Here is a 20,459-nt window from a genome sequence, read left to right on the forward strand (position 1 = left end):
CCGCCGACGTCAGCTGTACGGCACCGGCTGCGTCAGCTCGTCGTAGACGCTGAGGACTTGGGTGACCGTCTCGTCCTCGGTCGGCCACGAGGCCGCCTGGGCCGTGCCCCTGTTCTTCAGCTCGGCCCTGCGGGCCGGGTCGGCGAGCAGGCGCAGGACGGCGGTGGCGAGGGCCGGGGGGTCTTCGTGGGGGACGAGTTCGGCGGCGTCGCCGACCAGGTCGGACACGCCGCCGGTCGCCGCCGCGACGAGCGGCACGCGCGCGTGCAGGGCCTCCTGGGCGAGGACGGGGCGGGGCTCCGAGCCGCCGGGCAGCACCGCGAGGTCGGCGGCCGCGAGGAGGTCGGGGACGTCGTCGCGCCGCCCGACCAGCCGGACCGGGAGCAGTTCGGCCTCGATGCGGCGCTGAAGGGCCGCCCGCTCCGGGCCCTCCCCCGCGATGACGAGCAGTGGCAGCGGGTCCAGGTGCCGCCACGCGCGCGTGGCGTCCAGGAGGACGTCGTAGCCGCGGCCCCGCTCCAGGGCGCCGACGGCCAGGACCAACGGGCGGTCCACGGCGCCCAGTTCGGCGCGGGCCTTGTGGAGGAGGCGGTCCGGTTCCTCGTCCGGGGCATCGGGGAGGCCGGCGCGACGGGGCACGGGCAGTGCGACCGCGGCGAGCCGGGCGTCCCTGGCGCCTCTCCTGCGGGCCCGGTCGACCAGGTCGGACGAGGCACCGAGCACCACGGCGGCGGCCTTGGCGACGCGCCGTTCCAGGATGCGCAGGACGCGGGCGCGGGCGCCTGCCGCGTGGGTGTGGTTGTGCCAGGTGACGACGAGCGGAGTGGGGCGCCCGGTCAGCGCGAGGACCGCACGGAACGCGGCGTGCAGCCCGTGCGCGTGTACGAGGTCGGCGTCGGCGCAGGCCACGCGGAGGGCGGCCACGGAGGCGGGGTCGCCGCTGCGGGGCACATGGACGTGGCGGGCGCCCGTGCCGGTGAAGTCGTAGGCGCGGGCGGCCTCCTCGGGGGCGCATACGGTGACCCGTACCCCCCGGGCGGCGAGTCCCGCGGCCAGCGATCTGACGTGCGCGCAGCTGCCCGCGCTGGCACCGCCGACGACTTGAACCGTGTGCAGCGGCGTCTGTCCGTGCGGTGTCTGTCCGTGCGGCGAGTGGCTGCTCACGTGGCTCACGCGGCCGGGGCTCCTGAGTCTGCGGCGGGCGGTCCCGCCAAGGATGCCAGCCGGGGGTGCCGTTCCGGCACTGCTGAAAGGTCACTGCCGCGCCCAGGCGGACAACTCCCTGGACGCAATCACCCACACGGGTGAAGATGCGGGCCCCGAAGGGGCGCGGGGAACTGCGCGAGCAACCACAGAAAAGCCGCAGGCGCGTCTGCCGAGTTACTGAGCAGACGCGTCTGCGGCCTGTCGGGGGCCGAGCGCGCAGGCTCCCCGCGCCCCTGTCGGGGCTTCACGCGAGGGAGCCTTAACCGTCCCCCCTAGCGGTAGCGAGAAGCTCCTCGGCGTGGGCCCGCGCCGTTTCCGAGTCCTCCTGGCCCGCCAGCATCCGCGAGAGCTCCCGTACGCGGTCCTCGCCCTCCAGGACCTGGACCCCGGAGCGGGTCACCATGCCGTCGTTCGTCTTCTCGACGAGCAGCTGGCGGTCGGCGAAGGCCGCGACCTGCGGAAGGTGCGTGACGACCACGACCTGCGCCGATTTGGCCAGCCGCGCGAGGCGTCGGCCGATCTCCACCGCCGCCTTGCCGCCGACGCCCGCGTCGACCTCGTCGAAGAGGTACGTCGGAACGGGGTCCGTCCCCGCGAAGACCACCTCGACGGCGAGCATCACACGCGACAGCTCACCGCCCGACGCGCCCTTGGCGATGGGCCGGGCCGGGGCGCCCGGGTGCGGGGCGAGGAGGAGTTCCACCTCGTCGACGCCCGCGGGGCCGTAGGCGACCGTACGGCCGTCGACGACCACGCCGTCGGCCCCCTCGGGAACCTCCGTACTGCTGATGGCGATCGACACGCGCGCGTGGGGCATCGCCAGCGAGGCCAGCTCTTCGGTGACGGCCGCCGCGAACCGCGAGGCCGCCTCCCGCCGCGCCTCGGTCAGCGTCTGCGCGAGCCCCGCCAGTTCGGCCCGCAGCGCGTCCCGCTCGGCGACCAGCTCGTCCAACCGGTCGTCGTCGCCCTCCAGTTCGGTCAGGCGGACGGCGCCCTCCTCGGCCCAGGCGAGTACGGCGTCGATGTCGGCGCCGTACTTCCGGGTGAGCTGGGTCAGCGCGGCCCGCCGTTCCTCGACCGCGGCGAGCCGCAGCGGGTCGGCGTCCAGGTCGTCCGCGTACCCGGCGAGTTCGCCCGCGACATCGCTCAGCAGGATCCCGATCTCGCCGAGGCGGTCGGCGAGGGCGGACAGGGCGGGGTCGTGCGAGCGCACGGCCTCCAGGGCCCTTGAGGCGCCCGCGACGAGCGTGGAGGCGTCGACGACCTCCGGGTCCTCGGGGTTGCCCGCGAGCGCGGCGTGCGCGGACGTGGCGGCGGAGGCCAGGGCCTCCGCGTGGCCGAGCCGCTCGGCCTCGGCGGCGAGTTCGGTGTCCTCGCCCTCGCGCGGCTCGACGCCTCCGATCTCCTCCAGGCCGAAGCGCAGCAGGTCCGCCTCCTGGGCCCGCTCCCGCGCGCGCGTGGTGATCTCGTCGACCTCGGCGGTGACGGCCCGCAGCCTGCGGTAGGCGGCCGTGTACTTGGCGAGCGGCACGGCGACGGCGTCGCCCGCGTACCGGTCGAGGGCGCCGCGCTGCCGGGCCGGTTTCAGCAGGCCCTGCTGGTCGGTCTGGCCGTGCACGGCGACCAGGTCATCGGCGAGTTCGGACAGCAAACCCACCGGTACCGAGCGTCCGCCGAGGTGCGCCCGGGAGCGCCCTTCCGCCGAGACGGTACGGCTGACCAGCAGTGCCCCGTCGTCCAGCTCGGCCCCGGCCTCCTCCGCGCGGACGGCCGCCGAGGAGTCGGGGGGTACGGCGATGCGCCCCTCCACCACCGCCGACTTCGCGCCGATCCGCACCAGGGCGGGGTCCGCGCGCCCGCCGAGCAGCAGGCCAAGGCTCGTGACCACCATCGTCTTGCCCGCGCCGGTCTCACCCGTCACGGCGGTGAACCCTGGCGACAGCTCGACGACCGCGTCGTCGATGACTCCGAGCGACCGTATCCGCATCTCCTCCAACACGGACACGACCTTACGAGGTCGCGGGGCCGGTGTGCGACGGCCCCTCGGCTCCGTCCGCTAAGGCGCAGGTGGTGGCGGCGCACCGGCGGGCGCTGTCACTCGCGGGAGTGGGCCGCGCGCGGGCGCCGAACGGAGCCCGCGCAGGGTGGTGCCGCCGGGGGTGGGGTTATCCCCAGCAAGATCCACCGGCCCGCCGCATGGTCCCCGCCCCACCCCCGCCACGACCATGATCCACATGGCAACAGGACTGGCACGGGCGGCGCTGCGCGCGCACCGCCCGGCATTCATAGGCACCTCGGTGGCCGCCCTCTTCGCGGCGACCGTGGTGAGCGCGTCGACGATGATGCTCGGCACGACGAGCACCGGAAGCACCGAGGGGCTCTCCGCGTCGGCGCGTCGGCAGATCACGGAGAACGGCGTGGGCGACATGGCGATCGTCCTGCTGATCGGCTCTATCTACATGTCGATTTTCGTGGTCGTCTCGACCATGGGCACCGCCGTGGCCCAGCAGCACCGCGAGCTGGCGATGGTGCGCTCCATCGGCGCGAAGCCCCGCCAGATCCGCCGCGCGGTGGCCCTCCAGGCCCTCGCCGCCTCCGTCCCCGCCGCACTCGCCGGCTTCGCCCTCGGCGGTCTCGGCGCCCGCTGGTGGCACGCGGGCATGGTCTCCCACGGGCTGCTGCCCGCCGAGGCGACCTTCCGCTTCAGCTGGGTCGCGCTGCCGGTCTGCGTGGGCGTCGCCGTGGTGACGACGACGCTGGCCGCCTTCTTCTCGGCGTTGCGCTTCTCCCTGTTGCGCCCGGCCCGCGCGCTCTCCGAGGCGGCGACCGGGCGGCGGGGGCTCGGCATGTTGCGGGCGCCGCTCGGTGTGATCGCGGTCGCCGGGGCGTGCTTCGTGTCGGTGCTCCTGTCGAAGAAGCCCGCGGCCGAGGCGAGCGAGGGCGCCTTCCTCGTGCTCATCATGTTCTGCGTCGGCGCGGGGCTGCTGGGCCCGCGCATCATCGGCCCGGCGGCCTGGCTGGTCTCGGCGCTGATCGGCCGCGTCGGCCCGAGCGCCCGGCTCGCGATGCTCAACGTCCGCTCGCAGCCCCGCCGCTTCTCCGCCGCGGTCGTCCCCCTCGTCCTCGTCGTGGGCTTCGGCCTCACCAAGATCGGCATGCACACGACGGCGCAGCACCACACCGGCTCGGCGGGCAGCACCGGCGAGGTCTGGCTCGACTACGTGGGCACGGGCCTCTACGCGGGCTTCGCCGCCATCGCCGCGGCCAACACCCTCGCCATGATCTCCTTCGAGCGCCGCCGTGACGTGGCTCTGCTGCGGGTGGTGGGCAGCCAGCGCGCCCAGGTGCGGGCGATGGCGGCCTGGGAGGCCGTGGTCGTCGCGGGGACCGCCCTGCTGCTCGGCGGCGCGATCGCGCTCGGCACGCTCGCCCCGATCCTCAGCACGGCCTTCGGCTCCGCCCTGCCCTACCTGCCGTGGACCGTACCGACCGGCGTCGCCGCGGGCACGCTGCTCCTGACCCTGCTCGCGACGGGCCTTCCGATACGCGCGGCCATGCGAAAGCGGGCCATCTCCGTGGTCAGCTCCACGTAAGGGCCCGCTTTCCCAGCGGAGCTAGTGCGGCGCCCCCCGCCACCCGGAGACCGGCAGCGCGAACTTGGCGACCAGCCGGTCGGTGAACGAGGCGTGGTGCAGCCGCGCGAGCCGCACCGGCACCTCGCCCCGGCGCACCTCCACCCGCGCCCCCGAGGGCAGTTCGACGGTCCGCCGCCCGTCGCACCACAGCACCCCGTGCGGGGTGTGCGGCTGGACCTCGACGGCGAGCACCGAGTCCGGCGAGGTCACCAGCGGCTTGGCGAACAGGGCGTGCGCGCTGATCGGCACCATGAGCAGGGCCTCCACCTCGGGCCACACCACGGGGCCGCCCGCCGAGAACGCGTACGCCGTCGAACCGGTCGGTGTCGCGCAGACGATGCCGTCGCAGCCGAAGCCGGTGACCGGCCGCCCGTCGATCTCCAGGACGACCTCGAGCATCCGCTCGGGCGACACCTTCTGGACGGCCGCCTCGTTCAGCGCCCAGTCGCGGTGCACGACGTCGCCGTTGCGGTGCACGATGACGTCGATCGTCATGCGCTCCTCGACCTCGTACTCCTTGGTGACCACCCGGTCGACGACCTTGTCGAGGTCGTCCCGCTCGGCCTCGGCGAGGAAGCCCACGCGCCCGAGGTTCACCCCGAGCATCGGCACCCCGGAGGCCCGCGCGAAGTCGGCGCCGCGCAGCAGCGTCCCGTCACCGCCGAGGACGACGATCAGCTCGCAGTCGTCGATGCAGTCGGCGGTGGCCTCCCTGACCGTCTCGACGGCGGAGGGCAGCGGAAGGTCCGCGGCCTCCGCCTCAAGGACTCGTACGCCGATGCCGCTGCGCAGCAGCCCCTGGACGACGAGTTCGGCGCTGCGGATGGCCGCGGGCCGTCCGGTGTGCGCGAGCAGGAAAACGGTTCGCGCACTGGTCTGGGTCACTCGGCACTGAGTCAACGGGGCCCCTCCGCCACGGCACGGTCTACGTCCGCCGGGTCCAGCTCATCGGCCCCGGCGCGCAGCCACAGAAAGTACTCGACATTCCCCGAGGGCCCCGGCAGCGGGCTCGCGGTCACCCCGCGCACCCCGAGGCCGAGCCCCCACGCCTGACGTGCGACGCCGCGCACGGCATCGGCCCGCAGCTCGGCGCTGCGCACCACGCCGCCGCTGCCGAGCCTCTCCTTGCCCACCTCGAACTGCGGCTTGACCATCAGCACCAGGTCCGCGTCGGGGGCCGCGCACCGCACGAGGGCGGGCAGCACCAGGCCGAGCGGGATGAAGGAGAGGTCGCCGACGACGATGTCGACGGGCACGCCGTCGATCGCCTCCAGCGTCAACTCCCGTACGTTCGTGCGGTCCTTCACGGTGACCCGGTCATCGCTCTGCAACGACCAGGCGAGCTGGCCGTAGCCGACGTCCACGGCGACGACGTGCGCGGCGCCGGACCGCAGGAGCACGTCCGTGAAACCGCCGGTGGACGCGCCCGCGTCCAGCGCCCGCCGCCCTTCGACGACAAGGCCCCGCGGCACGAACGCGGCGAGGGCGCCCGCGAGCTTGTGACCGCCGCGCGAGACGTAGTCGGGGTCGCTGTCGTCCTGCGAGACCACGATCGGGGCGGCCGTCTCCACCTGTGTCGCCGCCTTGGTCGCGACGGTCTTGCCGACCGAGACACGGCCGGCGGAGATCAGCTGGCTCGCGTGCTCGCGCGAGCGCGCGAGCTTCCGCCGGACGAGTTCGGCGTCGAGGCGGCGTCGTGCCACTCCTGCCACGTTCGGTTCAGCTCCTGTCGTACGAGGATGACGGCGCACCGGTGGGTGCCGGTGGGCCGGGGCGTTCGTCGAGCGCGGTCAGCGCGTCGCGCAGGCCCCGGTGTACATCCTCGTACACCTCGATGTGGCCGTCGGTGGCGAGGTGGTCGGCGTCGCCGAGCCGGGCGAGGCAGGCGTCCACGTCGGCATGGCCGGTGGGCGCGCGTCCGACGCCGAGGGGCGCGGGGGCGGCGGGGTCGTACGACGGTCCGTCCGCCTCCGCCTCTGGTGGTCCCGCGTGAGAGTCGCTCATGGCACGACGCTACCCCGAAGCGCTGCGGTACCGTCGATCACGATGGCGACCATGGCGGAGTGCCGCACGGCACTCGACGAACTCTCGGACAGTCTCGCGTCCGCCGACGGCGACGTGCGCGGCGCCGCCGCGCTGAACCGCTCGCTGAGCTGCCACATCACCGACCTCGACGCCACCTTCACCGGCCGTCTCGAGAACGGCCGGATCGCGCTGCTCGACACCCATGAGGGACCGCCCCGCGACAAGGCCGAGATCCGCCTGGCGATGACGGGGGACGACCTCGTCGCGTTGGTGGGCGGTGAGTTGGGGTTCGCGAAGGCGTGGGCTTCCGGCCGGGTCAGGCTGGAGGCCGGCTTCCGGGACCTGCTGAAGCTCAGAGCGCTGCTTTAGCCGGTGCCCGGCGCCCCGCGCGTGCGGCCGGGATCACCAGCGGCGTCCCGCTCTCCGGGTCGTCGATGATCCGGCACTGGATCCCGAACGTCTGCTCGACCAGCTCTGCCGTGACGATCTCGGAGGGCGCGCCCTCGGCGACCACCGCGCCGTCGCGCAGGGCGATGAGGTGCGTGGCGTAGCGCGCGGCGTGGTTCAGGTCGTGCAGGACGGCGACGAGGGTGCGGCCCTGCTCCTCGTGGAGTTCGGCGCACAGGTCGAGGACGTCGAGCTGGTGCTGGATGTCGAGGAACGTGGTCGGCTCGTCGAGCAGCAGCAGCGGGGTCTGCTGGGCGAGCGCCATCGCGATCCACACGCGCTGGCGCTGGCCGCCGGAGAGTTCGTCGACGTAGCGGTCGGCGAGTTCGCGTACGCCCGTCGACTCCATCGACTCGTCGACGATCCGCTCGTCCTCCTCGGACCACTGCCGCAGGAGGCCCTGGTGGGGGTAGCGGCCGCGCGCGACCAGGTCGGCGACCGTGATGCCGTCGGGCGCGATGGACGACTGGGGCAGCAGGCCGAGCGTCTTGGCGACCTTCTTCGCGGGCATCGACTGGATGACGTTCCCGTCGAGCAGCACCCGCCCCGCGGACGGCTTGAGCATCCGGGACAGGGCGCGCAGCAGCGTGGACTTGCCGCAGGCGTTGGGCCCCACGATCACGGTGAAGGAGTTGTCGGGGATCTCGACGGACAGCTTCTCGGCGATGACGCGCTGGTCGTAGCCGAGGGTGACGTCGTCGGCGATGAGCCGGTTCACAGCAACACGCTCCTGGTCGTGGGGTGGTACGCGTTCATGGCGGGACTTCTCGGCAGGCACGGGCGTCATATCCGGCCCGCCTTGCGCTGGGTGACGAGCAGCCCCAGCAGGTAGACGCCGCCGAGCACGCCGGTGACGACGCCGACGGGCAGCTGGTCCGCGCCGAAGGCCCGCTGCGAGGCGAGGTCCGCGACGATCAGCAGGGCGGCGCCCATGAACATCGCCGGCATGAGGTTGGGCCCCGGCGAGCGCGTGAGGCGCCGCGCCAGCTGCGGCGCGGTGAGCGCGACGAAGCTGACCGGCCCCGCGGCGGCGGTGGCGGCCGCCGTGAGCAGCACGGACGCGGTGAGCAGCACGGCCCGGGTGCGTTCGACGCGTACGCCGAGCGCGTTCGCGACGTCGTCGCCCATCTCCAGCATCCGCAGCGGACGCCCGTAGACGAGCACGAGCGGGACGAGGACGGCGCAGAGCACGAGCAGCGGCCAGACCTGCTCCCAGTCGCGGCCGTTGAGCGAGCCGGTCATCCAGACCACGGCACGGGCGGCGTCGACGAAGTCCGCCTTGGTGAGCAGATAGCCGTTGACCGCCGTGATGAAGGCGGCGACGCCGATGCCGACGAGGACGAGCCGGTAGCCGTGGACGCCGCGCTTCCAGGCGAGCAGATAGATGGCGGCACCGGTCACGAGACCGCCGACGAGCGCGCCGCCCGCGACCTCGACCGCGCTGCCCTGGAACAGGACGATCATGGTGAGCGCCCCGGCGGTCGAACCCTGGCCGAGGCCGAGCACGTCCGGACTGCCCAGCGGGTTGCGGGAGACGGACTGGAAGAGCGCGCCGCCGAGCCCGAGGGCCGCGCCCACCAGGAGCCCGACGAGGACCCGCGGCAGCCGCAGGTCGTTGATGATGAACTCCTGCCCGGCGTCGCCGTCGCCGAGCAGCGTGCGGATGACGTCGGCGGCCGGGATGTCGAAGTCGCCGGTGCCGATCAGGACGACGCTCGCGGCGAGCGCGGCGACGAGGAGCAGGGTGACGACCGCGGTCGTGCGGACGTCGAGCCGGACGGAGAGGCCGGCCCGGGTACGTATCGCCTTCACAGCTGGGCCAACTTCCGCCGTCGTACGAGAAAGATGAAGACGGGCGCGCCGATGACCGCGGTCACGATGCCCACTTGGAGTTCCGAGGGACGCGCCACGATCCGTCCGACCACGTCCGCGCCGAGCAGCAGGACCGGCGAGAGGACGGCCGAGTACGGCAGGATCCAGCGCATGTCGGGGCCGGTGAAGGAGCGCACGATGTGCGGCACCATCAGGCCGATGAACACGATCGGCCCGCAGGCGGCGGTCGCGGCCCCGCACAGCAGGGTCGCCGCCGCCATCGACAGTGCGCGCGTGCGCGTGAGGTGGGCGCCGAGCGCGCGGGCGGTGTCGTCGCCCATGGCCATGGCGTTCAGCGGCCTGGCGAGGCCGAGCGCGAGCACGGTGCCGACCGCGAGGAAGGGCAGCACCTGCTGGATGGTGTCCATGTTGGCGGAGGCGAGCGAACCGACCGTCCAGAACCGCATCTTGTTGAGCGCGGCCCCGTCCATGATCATGACGGCCTGGAGATAGCCGTAGAGCGCCGCGCTGATCGCGGTACCGGCGAGGGCCAGCCGCACCGGCGTCGCGCCGCGCGCCCCGCCCAGGATGTAGAGCAGGACGCCGACGAGCGCCGCCCCCACGAAGGCGAACCACACATAGCCGCTCAGGGAGGTGACGCCGAAGAAGCTGATCGCGCTGACGACCGCGGCCGACGCGCCCAGGTTGATGCCGAGCAGACCGGGGTCGGCCAGCGGGTTGCGGGTGAGCGCCTGCAACACGGCACCGGAGAGTCCGAGCGCGACACCGGCGAGCAGCCCGAGCAGGGTGCGCGAGAGCCGCTCTCCGACGACGACATCGCCGTACGTCCCCGTGTCCTGGAACAGTCCGTGCCAGACCTGGTCCATGGACATCGGTTTGGCGCCGACCGCGATGCTCACGAGGAAGACGAGCAGGAGGACGGCCACCGAGACGAGCAGCCCGATGCTGCGTATCGCGCGGCGTTTGGGAGGCGCGGGAGCGGTCTCCGCGCGGGGTTCTGGGGGACTGTCGACCAACACCAGGTTAGGTTAGCCTACCCTCGCAGCGTCCTGATCCCTGGCCCGGCAGCTCCCCGAGCCTGCCCTCAAGCCCTGCCCCCGCACCGCCTTCGACGAGAGAAGCGCCACCATGCCCGCACCACGTCGCTCCCCCACGCGTGCCCCCCACCGCCGCGACGTACTCCTCGCGGGCGGCGCCCTCGGCCTCGGCGCCCTGCTCACCGCGTGCGGCGGCGACAGCGACGCCTCCACCACGAGCGGGAAGGGCGGCAAGGGCGACAAGCCCTGGAGCTTCAAGGACGACCGCGGCAAGACCGTCACCACCAAACAGCACCCGAAGAACATCGTCGCCTTCGTCAGCACGGCGGCCGCCCTGCACGACTACGGCATCGAGTGCAAGGGCGTCTTCGGCCCCTCCAAGCCCGTGAACGGCAAGCCGAGCCCGCAGGCGGGCGACCTCGACCTCTCCCGACTGACCAGTCTCGGCAACGCGTGGGGCCAGTTCAACATCGAGAAGTACGCGGCCCTCCAGCCGGACCTGCTCATCAGCAACATGTTCCCGCCGCCCAACCTCTGGTTCGTCCCCGAGGAGAGCGCCAAGAAGATCGCCTCACTCGCCCCCACCGTCGGCATCAACGGCGCCCGCGTCTCCCTGCGCGAGCCCCTGAAGCGGTACACCGAACTGGCCGCCTCCCTCGGCGCGGACCTGGAGTCCGAGAAGGTACGGGCGGCCAAGTCCCGCTTCCAGAAGGCCGAACGGACCCTGCGCAAGGCCGCCGAGGCCAACCGCGGCCTCAAGGTCATGGCGACCACGGGCGACGCCGAGAACATGTACGTCGCCGTCCCCGACAGCTACTGCGACCTCCACTACTTCAAGGACCTCGGCATCGAGTTCGTCGAGGGCAAGAAGAGCGACGAGTGGGGCTTCTGGGAGTTCCTCAGCTGGGAGAACGCCGACAAGTACCACGCCGACCTCATCATGATCGACAACCGCACGACCGCGCTGCCCCCCAAGGAGCTCGCGAAGAAGCCCACCTGGGCCCAGCTCCCCGCCGTCAAGGCCGGCCAGACCGTCCCGTGGTCGATGGAGGAGCGCTACAGCTACGCCGGATACGCCCCTGTCATTGAGCGGCTCGCCGCCGCCGTCGAGAAGTCGAAGAGGCTCAAGCGATGACCGACTCCCCTTACCAGTACTTCGATGTCGAGGTCCTGCGCACCGAGCGCCTCACTCCCGCCATGATCCGCGTGACCTTCGGCGGAGCCGATCTGTCCCGGATGGCGTCGGGCGGCCGGGACCAGCGCATCAAGATCTTCCTGCCGCACCCGGGACAGGACGCCCCGGTCATGCCGGACACCGGCAGCGGCGACGCTGCCGACTGGTACGCCGCCTGGTGCGCTCTCGACCCGTCGGTACGGGGCATCATGCGCACGTACACGACCCGTGAGCTGCGCCGCGACCCCGACGAGCTGGTCGTCGACTTCGCCGTCCACTGCGCGAACCCCTCGCCGGCCGACGGCCCCGCCACCAGCTGGGCCCGGACCGCCCGCCCCGGCACCCGCATCGGCGTGCTCGCCCCGGTCGACGAGGAGAACGCCGCGTACGACTTCCGGCCGCCGCAGGACAGCGACTGGCTGCTCCTGACCGCCGACGAGTCGGCGCTCCCGGCCGTCGCGGCCATCCTCGAAACGCTGCCGTCCGGCCTGCCGACGCGCGTGTGGATCGAGGTCCACGACCTGGCCGACCGCCAGCCCCTGCCCACCAAGGCCGACGCCGAGATCCACTGGCTCACCCGGGAGGGCGCCACCGCGGACGCGGTCCGCGGGTCGGTCCTCCCCGAGGGAACGCCGTACGCCTGGATCGCGGGAGAGTCCGCGACCGTCAAGGCCGTACGCCGCCACCTCGTGGGCGAGCGCGGCTTCGACCGCAAGCGGGTGTCGTTCTCCGGCTACTGGCGCAAGAACACGACCACGGACGAGCTGATCGACCGCGGCGAGAACCCCTGAGCGGGCCCGAGCATCCCTGACGGGGTCTCCCGCACCGGCGCCTGAGCGACCTCGGGCTGTAGGCGCGCCTACAGCCCGAGGCGCCCGACGGCCCGAGGCCCGAGGCCCGAGGCCCGAGGCCCGAGGCCCGCTTACAGCCCGAGGCGCGAGAGCGCCTTGTCCGCGTCCAGCGCGCAGCTGCCGTCCCCCGCCTCGGTCCACGCCGCCGCGCACAGCGCCCGCAGACCGTCCATGGCCTCGCCCTCGCCGTCCAGCGCCAGTTCGTCACCGCGTACCGACGCGGTCCACCCGCCGCAGCCGAAGCCGCCGTCCACCGGCGCCACTTCGGGCTGCCCGACGAGCATGCCGCGCAGATCCGCGTCCACATACGTGGGCCGGTGCTCGGGCCGCGCGGCGAGCAGCTGCGCGCCGTCCGTGACGCCCGTCAGCACCAGCAGCGAGTCCACCTCACCGTGGAACGCGCCCTCGATGTCCGTGTCAAGACGGTCGCCCACGACCAGCGGCCGCTCCGCCCCCGTCCGCAGGATCGTCTCCCGGTGCATCGGGGGCAGCGGCTTGCCTGCCACCCGCGGCTCGGCGCCCGTCGCGATGCGTACGACCTCGACCGCCGCGCCGTTGCCCGGCGCGATGCCCCGCGCGCCCGGGATCGTCAGATCGGTGTTCGACGCGAACCACGGCACGCCGCGCGCGATCGCGTAACAGGCCTCGGCGAAACGCCCCCACGCCAGGTCCGGCCCCCCGTACCCCTGCACGACGGCCGCCGGATCGTCGTCGGCCGACTCGACCGGCTCAAGCCCCCGCTCCCGCAGCGCGACCCGCAGCCCTTCGCCCCCGATCACCAACACCCGCGCACCCGCGGGCACTTGCTCGCTCACCAGGCGGGCAACGGCCTGCGCCGAGGTGATGACGTCCGACGCCCCGGTCGCGATCCCCAGCTCCGTCAGGTGCTCCGCCACCGCGTCCGGCGTCCGCAGCGCGTTGTTCGTGACATACGCGAGGTGCATCCCGCCCTCGCGCGCGGTCCCCAGGGACTCGACGGCGTGCGCGATGGCGTGCCCGCCCGCGTACACCACCCCGTCCAGGTCGAGCAGAGCCGTGTCATAGGCCTCGCTCAGCGCCCGGCTGCTGCCATCGGGCCGCGTCCTGACGCTCCCGCCCGTGCCGTGGCCTGCGGTCTGGCTCATTACACATCGCTCCTCGCTCGATCCCACTCCCCCGATCATCGCTTATGCCACTGACACACATACGATGCCCTAATGAACACAGCGGGTCACACGGACACAGCCGGCCTCGACCTGATCCCGTTCCGGGGCGTGCGCTACGTCCCCGAACAGATCGGCAGTCTGGCCGCGGTGACCTCACCGCCCTACGACGTGGTCGTACGGCCAGACGGGCTGCTCCACCTGGAGTCCGCCGACCCGCACAACATCGTGCGTCTGATCCTCCCGCAGGCCACCACCCCGGCCGCCCGCAACCAACAGGCCGCGGACACCCTGCGCACCTGGCTCGGCGAGGGCATCCTCGCGCCCGACGACGAGCCGAGCCTGTACGTCTACGAACAACAGGACGGCGAGATCCTCCAGCGAGGCCTCATCGGCGCACTCCGCCTCTCCGAGGCCGACGACGGCATCGTCCTCCCCCACGAGGGCGTCATGCCGCACGTCGTCGAGGACCGCGCGGCCCTGATGCGGGCGACCGCCGCGAACCTCGAACCGCTCCTGCTGACCTACCGCAGCGACAGCGAGGCCGAACCCACCGGGGCGATGGCCGTCATAGAGCGCACGGCCGAACGCGAGCCGCTCCTCTCGACGACCACCGAGGACGGCTTCCACCACCGCCTGTGGTCCGTCACCGACCCGGCGGAGATCGCCGAGATCCAGTCAGATCTCGCCACCCACCAGGCCCTGATCGCGGACGGCCACCACCGCTGGGCGACCAACCTGCGGCTGCGGGCCGAGCACCCCTCGCCGAGCCCGTGGGACTACGGCCTGGTCCTCCTGGTGGACACCGCCCGCTACCCCCTGCGTGTCCGCGCCATCCACCGCTACCTCCACCGCCTGCCGGTGTCCGAGGCGCTCGCCGCCCTCGGCGACTCCTTCCGCGTACGCACCGTCGAGGGCCCTCTGGACCACGTGCTCGACGCCCTCGCCGGGGCCGCCTCCAAGGGCAACGCCTTCGTCCTCGCGGGCGACGGCGCCTTCCACCTCATAGATCACCCTTCGCCCGACCTCCTCGCCCGTACGATCCCGGACGACCGCCCCGAGGCCTGGCGCACCCTGGACGCGACGGTCCTGCACGCCACGCTGCTCGACCACGTCTGGAAGATCCCGGACGCCCCGGAACACATCGCGTACATCCACGACACCGCGGCGACCGTCGAGAAGGCCGAGCGGGACGGCGGTACGGCCGTCCTGATGCACCCGGTGCACGAGGAGGTCGTACGCGACCTGGCCCGCCAGGGCGTCACGATGCCCCGCAAGTCGACGTCGTTCGGCCCGAAGCCGGCCACGGGCCTGGTCCTGCGCGCCCTGGCCTTCTGACCGACGGCCCTCCTGGTCATAGGACAACGGCATACGACAACGGGCGGGACCCCCTCAGGGAGTCCCGCCCGTTCTCAGTGATCTGTCCGGCTAGCCGGAAGCTCAGTCCTTGTCGTCGTCCGACGTGTCCTGAGCCGCCGCGGGAGCCTCGTCGGCGCCGTCGGTCTCGTCATCACCGAGGGCGTCGACGAACTCGACGCCGTCCAGCTCGGCGAGGCGGTCCGACGCGTCGGTGCTGCCGTCCTTGTCGGACTCGATGACCTTGGCGAACCACTCGCGCGCCTCGTCCTCGCGACCGGCCGCCAGCAGCGCGTCGGCGTACGCGTAGCGCAGCCGTGCGGTCCAGGGCTGCACGGAGTTCGAGGCCAGCTCGGGGCTCTGGAGGGTGACGATGGCCGCGTCGATCTGGCCCATGTCCCGGCGGGCGCCTGCGGCGACGAGCCGCATCTCGACCTGGCTCGCCTTGTCGAGCTTGTGCACCTCGGGCGCACCGGCCATGTCCAGCGCCTTCTCGGGCCGGCCGAGGCCACGCTCGCAGTCCGCCATGACGGGCCACAGCTCGACGCTGCCGGTCATCCGCCGGGCAGCCCGGAACTCGGCGAGCGCCTCGCTGTACTTCTGGTTGGCGTACGCGGCGAAGCCGGCCGCCTCGCGTACGGCGGCGACCCTGGAGGCCAGCCGCAGGGCGATCTTCGAGTAGGCGTAGGCCTGCTCGGGGTCCTCGTCGATGAGGTTGGCGACCATCACCAGGTTCTTGGCGACGTCCTCGGCGAGACCCTTCGGAAGGCTCTGGAGCTCCTGCTGTACGTCCTTGTCGATCTCGTGCCCGGTGACGTCCTCCGGGATCGGCAGCCGCCTGATGGGCTCGCGGTCACGGTCGCCGCGGTCGTCACGACCGCCGCGGTACCCACCGCGGTCACCGTCACGCCGGTCGTCACGGCCGCGGAACCCGCCGCCGCCCCGGTTGTCGTCACGCCGCGGCCCACGGGGGCCACGGTCGTCGCGACCCCGGTCCTCACGCCCGCGGTAGCCACCGCCACCGCGGTTGTCGTCACGGCGGAAACCACCGCGGTCGTCCCTGCGCTCACTGTCCCGGCGGTCGTCGCGCCGGGGCGCGCTGGACCGGTCGTCGCGACGGAACCCGCCACGATCGCCCCCACGGTCATTGTCCCGACGGTCGTCGCGGCGGTCGTCGCGCCGGAAGGCCGGCCGGTCGCCGTCACGGCGGAAGCCGCCACGGTCACGGTCGTCACGGCGGTCGTCGCGACGGGGCCCGCTGGGCCGGTCGTCACGACGGAACGGCGGACGCCCACCGCTGTCACGGTCATCCCGTCCGCGGAAGCCGCCACCGCGGTTGTCATCGCGACGGAAGCCGCCACGGTCGCCACCGCGGTCGTTATCCCGACGGTCATCACGACGGAAGGCGGGCCGGTCACCGTCACGGCGGTCGTTGTCACGTCGATCGTCACGACGGAAGCCACCACGGTCGCCGTCGCGACGGTCGTCACGCCGGTCATCTCGACGGTCGTCGCGGCCACGGAACCCGCCGCCGCCACGGTTGTCGTCCCGCCGGAAGCCACCACGGTCGGGGCGGTCGCTCTCACGACGGTCGTCACGCCGATCGTCCCGGCGGTCGTCGCGCCGGAAGGCCGGCCGGTCGCCGTCACGGCGGAAGCCACCACGGTCACGGTCGTCACGGCGAGGCCCGCTCGGCCGGTCGTCGCGGCGAGGCCCACTGGGCCGGTCGTCGCGGCGGAACGGCGGACGCCCACCGGTGCCACGGTCACCACCACGGTCGTCGCGACGGTCACCTCCGCGGTCGTCGCGTCCGCGGAAGCCGCTACCCCGGTTGTCATCGCGACGGAAGCCGCCACGGTCGCCACCGCGGTCGCTGTCCCGCCGTGGAGCCCCGCGGTATCCGCCCCGGTCGCCACCGTCCCGGCCGCGCTGGTCGCGCCCCGGTCGCTCGTCGGGAGAGTTGGTGGACATGGGTGACTCCTAGTCTTCGGTACCGCAGTCATTCTCGCGCAGCCGGGTTGCCGGCGCGCTTCGACAAAAACAAAAGGACCCCTGGTCCCAGCGTGAACGCTGGGACCAGGGGTCCTCCAAAGATTGTTCGGCGGCGTCCTACTCTCCCACAGGGTCCCCCCTGCAGTACCATCGGCGCTTTGAGGCTTAGCTTCCGGGTTCGGAATGTAACCGGGCGTTTCCCTCACGCTATGACCACCGAAACCCTATGAAATATCCCGCTGAAGAGCAGGATCTCAAACAGGGCAGCGAACAAGCACACTTTTCAATTAAATAGTGACGCTGTTCAGCCGACACAACTGTTCGTTGTTTCAGAACCAACACAGTGGACGCGAGCAACTGAGGACAAGCCCTCGGCCTATTAGTACCAGTCACCTCCACCCGTTACCGGGCTTCCAGATCTGGCCTATCAACCCAGTCGTCTACTGGGAGCCTTAACCCCTCAAAGGGGGTGGGAATACTCATCTCGAAGCAGGCTTCCCGCTTAGATGCTTTCAGCGGTTATCCTTTCCGAACGTAGCCAACCAGCCATGCCCTTGGCAGGACAACTGGCACACCAGAGGTTCGTCCGTCCCGGTCCTCTCGTACTAGGGACAGCCCTTCTCAATATTCCTACGCGCACAGAGGATAGGGACCGAACTGTCTCACGACGTTCTAAACCCAGCTCGCGTACCGCTTTAATGGGCGAACAGCCCAACCCTTGGGACCGACTCCAGCCCCAGGATGCGACGAGCCGACATCGAGGTGCCAAACCATCCCGTCGATATGGACTCTTGGGGAAGATCAGCCTGTTATCCCCGGGGTACCTTTTATCCGTTGAGCGACGGCGCTTCCACAAGCCACCGCCGGATCACTAGTCCCGACTTTCGTCCCTGCTCGACCCGTCGGTCTCACAGTCAAGCTCCCTTGTGCACTTACACTCAACACCTGATTACCAACCAGGCTGAGGGAACCTTTGGGCGCCTCCGTTACTCTTTGGGAGGCAACCGCCCCAGTTAAACTACCCATCAGACACTGTCCCTGATCCGGATCACGGACCGAGGTTAGACATCCAGCACGACCAGAGTGGTATTTCAACGGCGACTCCACGAACACTGGCGTGCCCGCTTCAAAGTCTCCCACCTATCCTACACAAGCCGAACCGAACACCAATATCAAACTGTAGTAAAGGTCCCGGGGTCTTTCCGTCCTTCTGCGCGAAACGAGCATCTTTACTCGTAGTGCAATTTCACCGGGCCTATGGTTGAGACAGTCGAGAAGTCGTTACGCCATTCGTGCAGGTCGGAACTTACCCGACAAGGAATTTCGCTACCTTAGGATGGTTATAGTTACCACCGCCGTTTACTGGCGCTTAAGTTCTCAGCTTCGCACACCCGAAAGTGCACTAACCGGTCCCCTTAACGTTCCAGCACCGGGCAGGCGTCAGTCCGTATACATCGCCTTACGGCTTCGCACGGACCTGTGTTTTTAGTAAACAGTCGCTTCTCGCTGGTCTCTGCGGCCACCCCCAGCTCACGGAGTAAATCCGATCACCAGTGATGGCCCCCCTTCTCCCGAAGTTACGGGGGCATTTTGCCGAGTTCCTTAACCATAGTTCACCCGAACGCCTCGGTATTCTCTACCTGACCACCTGAGTCGGTTTAGGGTACGGGCCGCCATGAAACTCGCTAGAGGCTTTTCTCGACAGCATAGGATCATCCACTTCACCACAATCGGCTCGGCATCAGGTCTCAGCCTTAATGTGCGACGGATTTACCTATCACACGGCCTACACCCTTACCCCGGGACAACCACCGCCCGGGCTGGACTACCTTCCTGCGTCACCCCATCACTCACCTACTACCACCTTGGGTCAGCGGCTCCACCACTTCCCTCAACTCCGAAGAGATCAGGACGGCTTCACGGCCTTAGCATTAATGGGCTCGATGTTTGACGCTTCACAGCGGGTACCGGAATATCAACCGGTTATCCATCGACTACGCCTGTCGGCCTCGCCTTAGGTCCCGACTTACCCTGGGCAGATCAGCTTGACCCAGGAACCCTTAGTCAATCGGCGCACACGTTTCTCACGTATGTATCGCTACTCATGCCTGCATTCTCACTCGTGAACCGTCCACCACTGCCTTCCGGCGCAGCTTCACCCGGCACACGACGCTCCCCTACCCATCCCAGCAGGCGTTGGCCCTATATGCTGGAATGACACGACTTCGGCGGTACGCTTGAGCCCCGCTACATTGTCGGCGCGGAATCACTAGACCAGTGAGCTATTACGCACTCTTTCAAGGGTGGCTGCTTCTAAGCCAACCTCCTGGTTGTCTCTGCGACTCCACATCCTTTCCCACTTAGCGTACGCTTAGGGGCCTTAGTCGATGCTCTGGGCTGTTTCCCTCTCGACCATGGAGCTTATCCCCCACAGTCTCACTGCCGTGCTCTCACTTACCGGCATTCGGAGTTTGGCTAAGGTCAGTAACCCGGTAGGGCCCATCGCCTATCCAGTGCTCTACCTCCGGCAAGAAACACACGACGCTGCACCTAAATGCATTTCGGGGAGAACCAGCTATCACGGAGTTTGATTGGCCTTTCACCCCTAACCACAGGTCATCCCCCAGGTTTTCAACCCTGGTGGGTTCGGTCCTCCACGACCTCTTACAGCCGCTTCAACCTGCCCATGGCTAGATCACTCCGCTTCGGGTCTTGAGCGCGCTACTAAACCGCCCTATTCGGACTCGCTTTCGCTACGGCTTCCCCACACGGGTTAACCTCGCAACACACCGCAAACTCGCAGGCTCATTCTTCAAAAGGCACGCAGTCACGAGACACCAAGCAAGCTTGATGTCCGACGCTCCCACGGCTTGTAGGCACACGGTTTCAGGTACTATTTCACTCCGCTCCCGCGGTACTTTTCACCATTCCCTCACGGTACTATCCGCTATCGGTCACCAGGGAATATTTAGGCTTAACGGGTGGTCCCGCCAGATTCACACGGGATTTCTCGGGCCCCGTGCTACTTGGGTGTCTCTCAAACGAGCCGCTGATGTTTCGACTACGGGGGTCTTACCCTCTACGCCGGACCTTTCGCATGTCCTTCGCCTACATCAACGGTTTCTGACTCGTCTCACAGCCGGCAGACTGTGAAAGAGAGATCCCACAACCCCGCATACGCAACCCCTGCCGGGTCTCACACGTATACGGTTTGGCCTCATCCGGTTTCGCTCGCCACTACTCCCGGAATCACGGTTGTTTTCTCTTCCTGCGGGTACTGAGATGTTTCACTTCCCCGCGTTCCCTCCACACTGCCTATGTGTTCAGCAGCGGGTGACAGCCCATGACGACTGCCGGGTTTCCCCATTCGGAAACCCCCGGATCAAAGCCTGGTTGACGACTCCCCGGGGACTATCGTGGCCTCCCACGTCCTTCATCGGTTCCTGGTGCCAAGGCATCCACCGTGCGCCCTTAAAAACTTGGCCACAGATGCTCGCGTCCACTGTGCAGTTCTCAAACAACGACCAACCACCCATCACCCCACCAGCAAAACCAGTGAGTGTACTGGGGTCGGCATCCCGAAGGACAGGCTTGACAGCCCGTACCTTCAGATACCCAACAGCGTGCCCGACCGAGTCCCGTCCGAAGATCATGCTTTCCACGCCCCGAAGAGCAGTACTTGCAGCCTCCGACCCGTGAACCAGGCCGAGTAGTCAACGTTCCACCCATGAGCAACCACCGTCGATCGTTTGCCGACGTAG

The 20,459-nt window shown here is 70.0% G+C and carries 15 protein-coding genes, 2 rRNA genes and 1 pseudogene; 5 read left to right on the forward strand and 13 right to left on the reverse strand.

The window, feature by feature from the left end:
- Positions 1–9 precede the first annotated feature (9 nt).
- Positions 10–1,173 (reverse strand): glycosyltransferase family 4 protein, encoded by a 1,164-nt coding sequence (locus CP975_RS07340; protein ID WP_055534997.1) that lies wholly within the window; start codon positions 1,171–1,173, stop codon positions 10–12.
- Positions 1,174–1,465: 292 nt separating this feature from the next.
- A complete protein-coding gene (recN, locus tag CP975_RS07345) occupies positions 1,466–3,193 on the reverse strand; it encodes a DNA repair protein RecN (protein WP_055534999.1) in 1,728 nt (575 codons plus the stop codon).
- 247 nt (positions 3,194–3,440) lie between these two features.
- On the opposite strand from recN, the gene CP975_RS07350 reads away from it, so the two are divergent.
- Complete coding sequence (locus CP975_RS07350; protein ID WP_246201426.1) at positions 3,441–4,799, forward strand: FtsX-like permease family protein; 1,359 nt, start codon at positions 3,441–3,443, stop codon at positions 4,797–4,799.
- A 21-nt stretch (positions 4,800–4,820) separates the two neighbouring features.
- Here the strand turns inward: CP975_RS07350 and CP975_RS07355 are convergent, their stop codons facing one another.
- The 3 genes from CP975_RS07355 to CP975_RS07365 are packed head-to-tail and all read right to left on the reverse strand — an operon-like array spanning position 4,821 to position 6,845.
- Positions 4,821–5,726 carry an NAD kinase gene (locus tag CP975_RS07355; protein WP_055535003.1) on the reverse strand — a complete coding sequence of 302 codons (906 nt, stop codon included), beginning with the start codon at positions 5,724–5,726 and terminating at the stop codon, positions 4,821–4,823.
- A gap of 11 nt (positions 5,727–5,737) precedes the next feature.
- Positions 5,738–6,553, reverse strand: a complete 816-nt coding sequence (locus CP975_RS07360) for a TlyA family RNA methyltransferase (RefSeq protein WP_030790845.1) — start codon at positions 6,551–6,553, stop codon at positions 5,738–5,740.
- Between the two features lie 7 nt (positions 6,554–6,560).
- The gene (locus CP975_RS07365) at positions 6,561–6,845 is read right to left on the reverse strand and encodes a hypothetical protein (RefSeq protein WP_055535005.1); all 285 of its coding nucleotides are present in this window, start codon (positions 6,843–6,845) and stop codon (positions 6,561–6,563) included.
- A 42-nt stretch (positions 6,846–6,887) separates the two neighbouring features.
- Between CP975_RS07365 and CP975_RS07370 the strand changes: the two genes are divergently transcribed.
- Positions 6,888–7,235, forward strand: a complete 348-nt coding sequence (locus tag CP975_RS07370) for an alkyl sulfatase C-terminal domain-containing protein (protein ID WP_055535007.1) — start codon at positions 6,888–6,890, stop codon at positions 7,233–7,235.
- Here the strand turns inward: CP975_RS07370 and CP975_RS07375 are convergent.
- The 3 genes from CP975_RS07375 to CP975_RS07385 are packed head-to-tail and all read right to left on the reverse strand — an operon-like array spanning position 7,219 to position 10,165.
- Complete coding sequence (locus CP975_RS07375) at positions 7,219–8,100, reverse strand: ABC transporter ATP-binding protein (protein WP_055535010.1); 882 nt, start codon at positions 8,098–8,100, stop codon at positions 7,219–7,221. The genes CP975_RS07370 and CP975_RS07375 overlap by 17 nt on opposite strands.
- Positions 8,097–9,125: a FecCD family ABC transporter permease gene (locus CP975_RS07380; protein ID WP_055535012.1), complete on the reverse strand. Its 1,029-nt coding sequence runs from the start codon at positions 9,123–9,125 to the stop codon at positions 8,097–8,099. The genes CP975_RS07375 and CP975_RS07380 overlap by 4 nt, the downstream gene beginning before the upstream one ends.
- Positions 9,122–10,165, reverse strand: coding sequence for a FecCD family ABC transporter permease (locus CP975_RS07385; protein ID WP_055535014.1), 1,044 nt, complete (start codon positions 10,163–10,165; stop codon positions 9,122–9,124). Before CP975_RS07385 ends, CP975_RS07380 begins: the two co-directional genes overlap by 4 nt.
- A 109-nt stretch (positions 10,166–10,274) precedes the next feature.
- On the opposite strand from CP975_RS07385, the gene CP975_RS07390 reads away from it, so the two are divergent.
- Positions 10,275–11,318, forward strand: a complete 1,044-nt coding sequence (locus CP975_RS07390) for an ABC transporter substrate-binding protein (RefSeq protein ID WP_055535016.1) — start codon at positions 10,275–10,277, stop codon at positions 11,316–11,318.
- A complete protein-coding gene (locus CP975_RS07395; protein WP_055535018.1) occupies positions 11,315–12,148 on the forward strand; it encodes a siderophore-interacting protein in 834 nt (277 codons plus the stop codon). The genes CP975_RS07390 and CP975_RS07395 overlap by 4 nt, the downstream gene beginning before the upstream one ends.
- Positions 12,149–12,279: 131 nt before the next feature.
- On the opposite strand, the gene CP975_RS07400 is transcribed toward CP975_RS07395, so the two are convergent.
- On the reverse strand, positions 12,280–13,332 hold the full coding sequence (locus CP975_RS07400; protein WP_055536093.1) for an HAD hydrolase-like protein: 1,053 nt from the start codon (positions 13,330–13,332) through the stop codon (positions 12,280–12,282).
- A gap of 72 nt (positions 13,333–13,404) precedes the next feature.
- Between CP975_RS07400 and CP975_RS07405 the strand changes: the two genes are divergently transcribed.
- Positions 13,405–14,688, forward strand: coding sequence for a DUF1015 domain-containing protein (locus CP975_RS07405; RefSeq protein ID WP_055536092.1), 1,284 nt, complete (start codon positions 13,405–13,407; stop codon positions 14,686–14,688).
- Positions 14,689–14,790: 102 nt separating this feature from the next.
- Here CP975_RS07405 and CP975_RS35380 read toward each other — a convergent pair whose 3' ends face one another.
- The 4 genes and pseudogenes from CP975_RS35380 to CP975_RS07420 form a co-directional block, all read right to left on the reverse strand.
- Positions 14,791–15,540 (reverse strand): tetratricopeptide repeat protein, encoded by a 750-nt coding sequence (locus tag CP975_RS35380; protein ID WP_199783229.1) that lies wholly within the window; start codon positions 15,538–15,540, stop codon positions 14,791–14,793.
- A 243-nt stretch (positions 15,541–15,783) separates the two neighbouring features.
- Positions 15,784–16,389, reverse strand: a pseudogene (locus tag CP975_RS36565) (hypothetical protein); the annotation flags it as partial.
- A 413-nt stretch (positions 16,390–16,802) separates the two neighbouring features.
- Positions 16,803–16,919 (reverse strand): 5S ribosomal RNA (gene rrf / locus CP975_RS07415).
- Positions 16,920–17,057: 138 nt separating this feature from the next.
- A 23S ribosomal RNA gene (locus tag CP975_RS07420) occupies positions 17,058–20,183 on the reverse strand.
- Positions 20,184–20,459 lie beyond the last annotated feature (276 nt).

The sequence above is a fragment of the Streptomyces alboniger genome, assembly GCF_008704395.1.
GTDB classification, from domain to species: Bacteria; Actinomycetota; Actinomycetes; order Streptomycetales; family Streptomycetaceae; genus Streptomyces; species Streptomyces alboniger.

Bases quoted from the DNA above. Each gene is read 5' to 3' on its own strand.
- recN (WP_055534999.1), bottom strand. From the start codon at position 3,193: ATGCGGATACGGTCGCTCGGAGTCATCGACGACGCGGTCGTCGAGCTG.
- CP975_RS07350 (WP_246201426.1), top strand. From the start codon at position 3,441: ATGGCAACAGGACTGGCACGGGCGGCGCTGCGCGCGCACCGCCCGGCA.
- CP975_RS07365 (WP_055535005.1), bottom strand. From the start codon at position 6,845: ATGAGCGACTCTCACGCGGGACCACCAGAGGCGGAGGCGGACGGACCG.
- CP975_RS07370 (WP_055535007.1), top strand. From the start codon at position 6,888: ATGGCGACCATGGCGGAGTGCCGCACGGCACTCGACGAACTCTCGGAC.
- CP975_RS07375 (WP_055535010.1), bottom strand. From the start codon at position 8,100: ATGACGCCCGTGCCTGCCGAGAAGTCCCGCCATGAACGCGTACCACCC.
- CP975_RS07390 (WP_055535016.1), top strand. From the start codon at position 10,275: ATGCCCGCACCACGTCGCTCCCCCACGCGTGCCCCCCACCGCCGCGAC.
- CP975_RS07395 (WP_055535018.1), top strand. From the start codon at position 11,315: ATGACCGACTCCCCTTACCAGTACTTCGATGTCGAGGTCCTGCGCACC.
- CP975_RS07400 (WP_055536093.1), bottom strand. From the start codon at position 13,332: ATGAGCCAGACCGCAGGCCACGGCACGGGCGGGAGCGTCAGGACGCGG.
- CP975_RS07405 (WP_055536092.1), top strand. From the start codon at position 13,405: ATGAACACAGCGGGTCACACGGACACAGCCGGCCTCGACCTGATCCCG.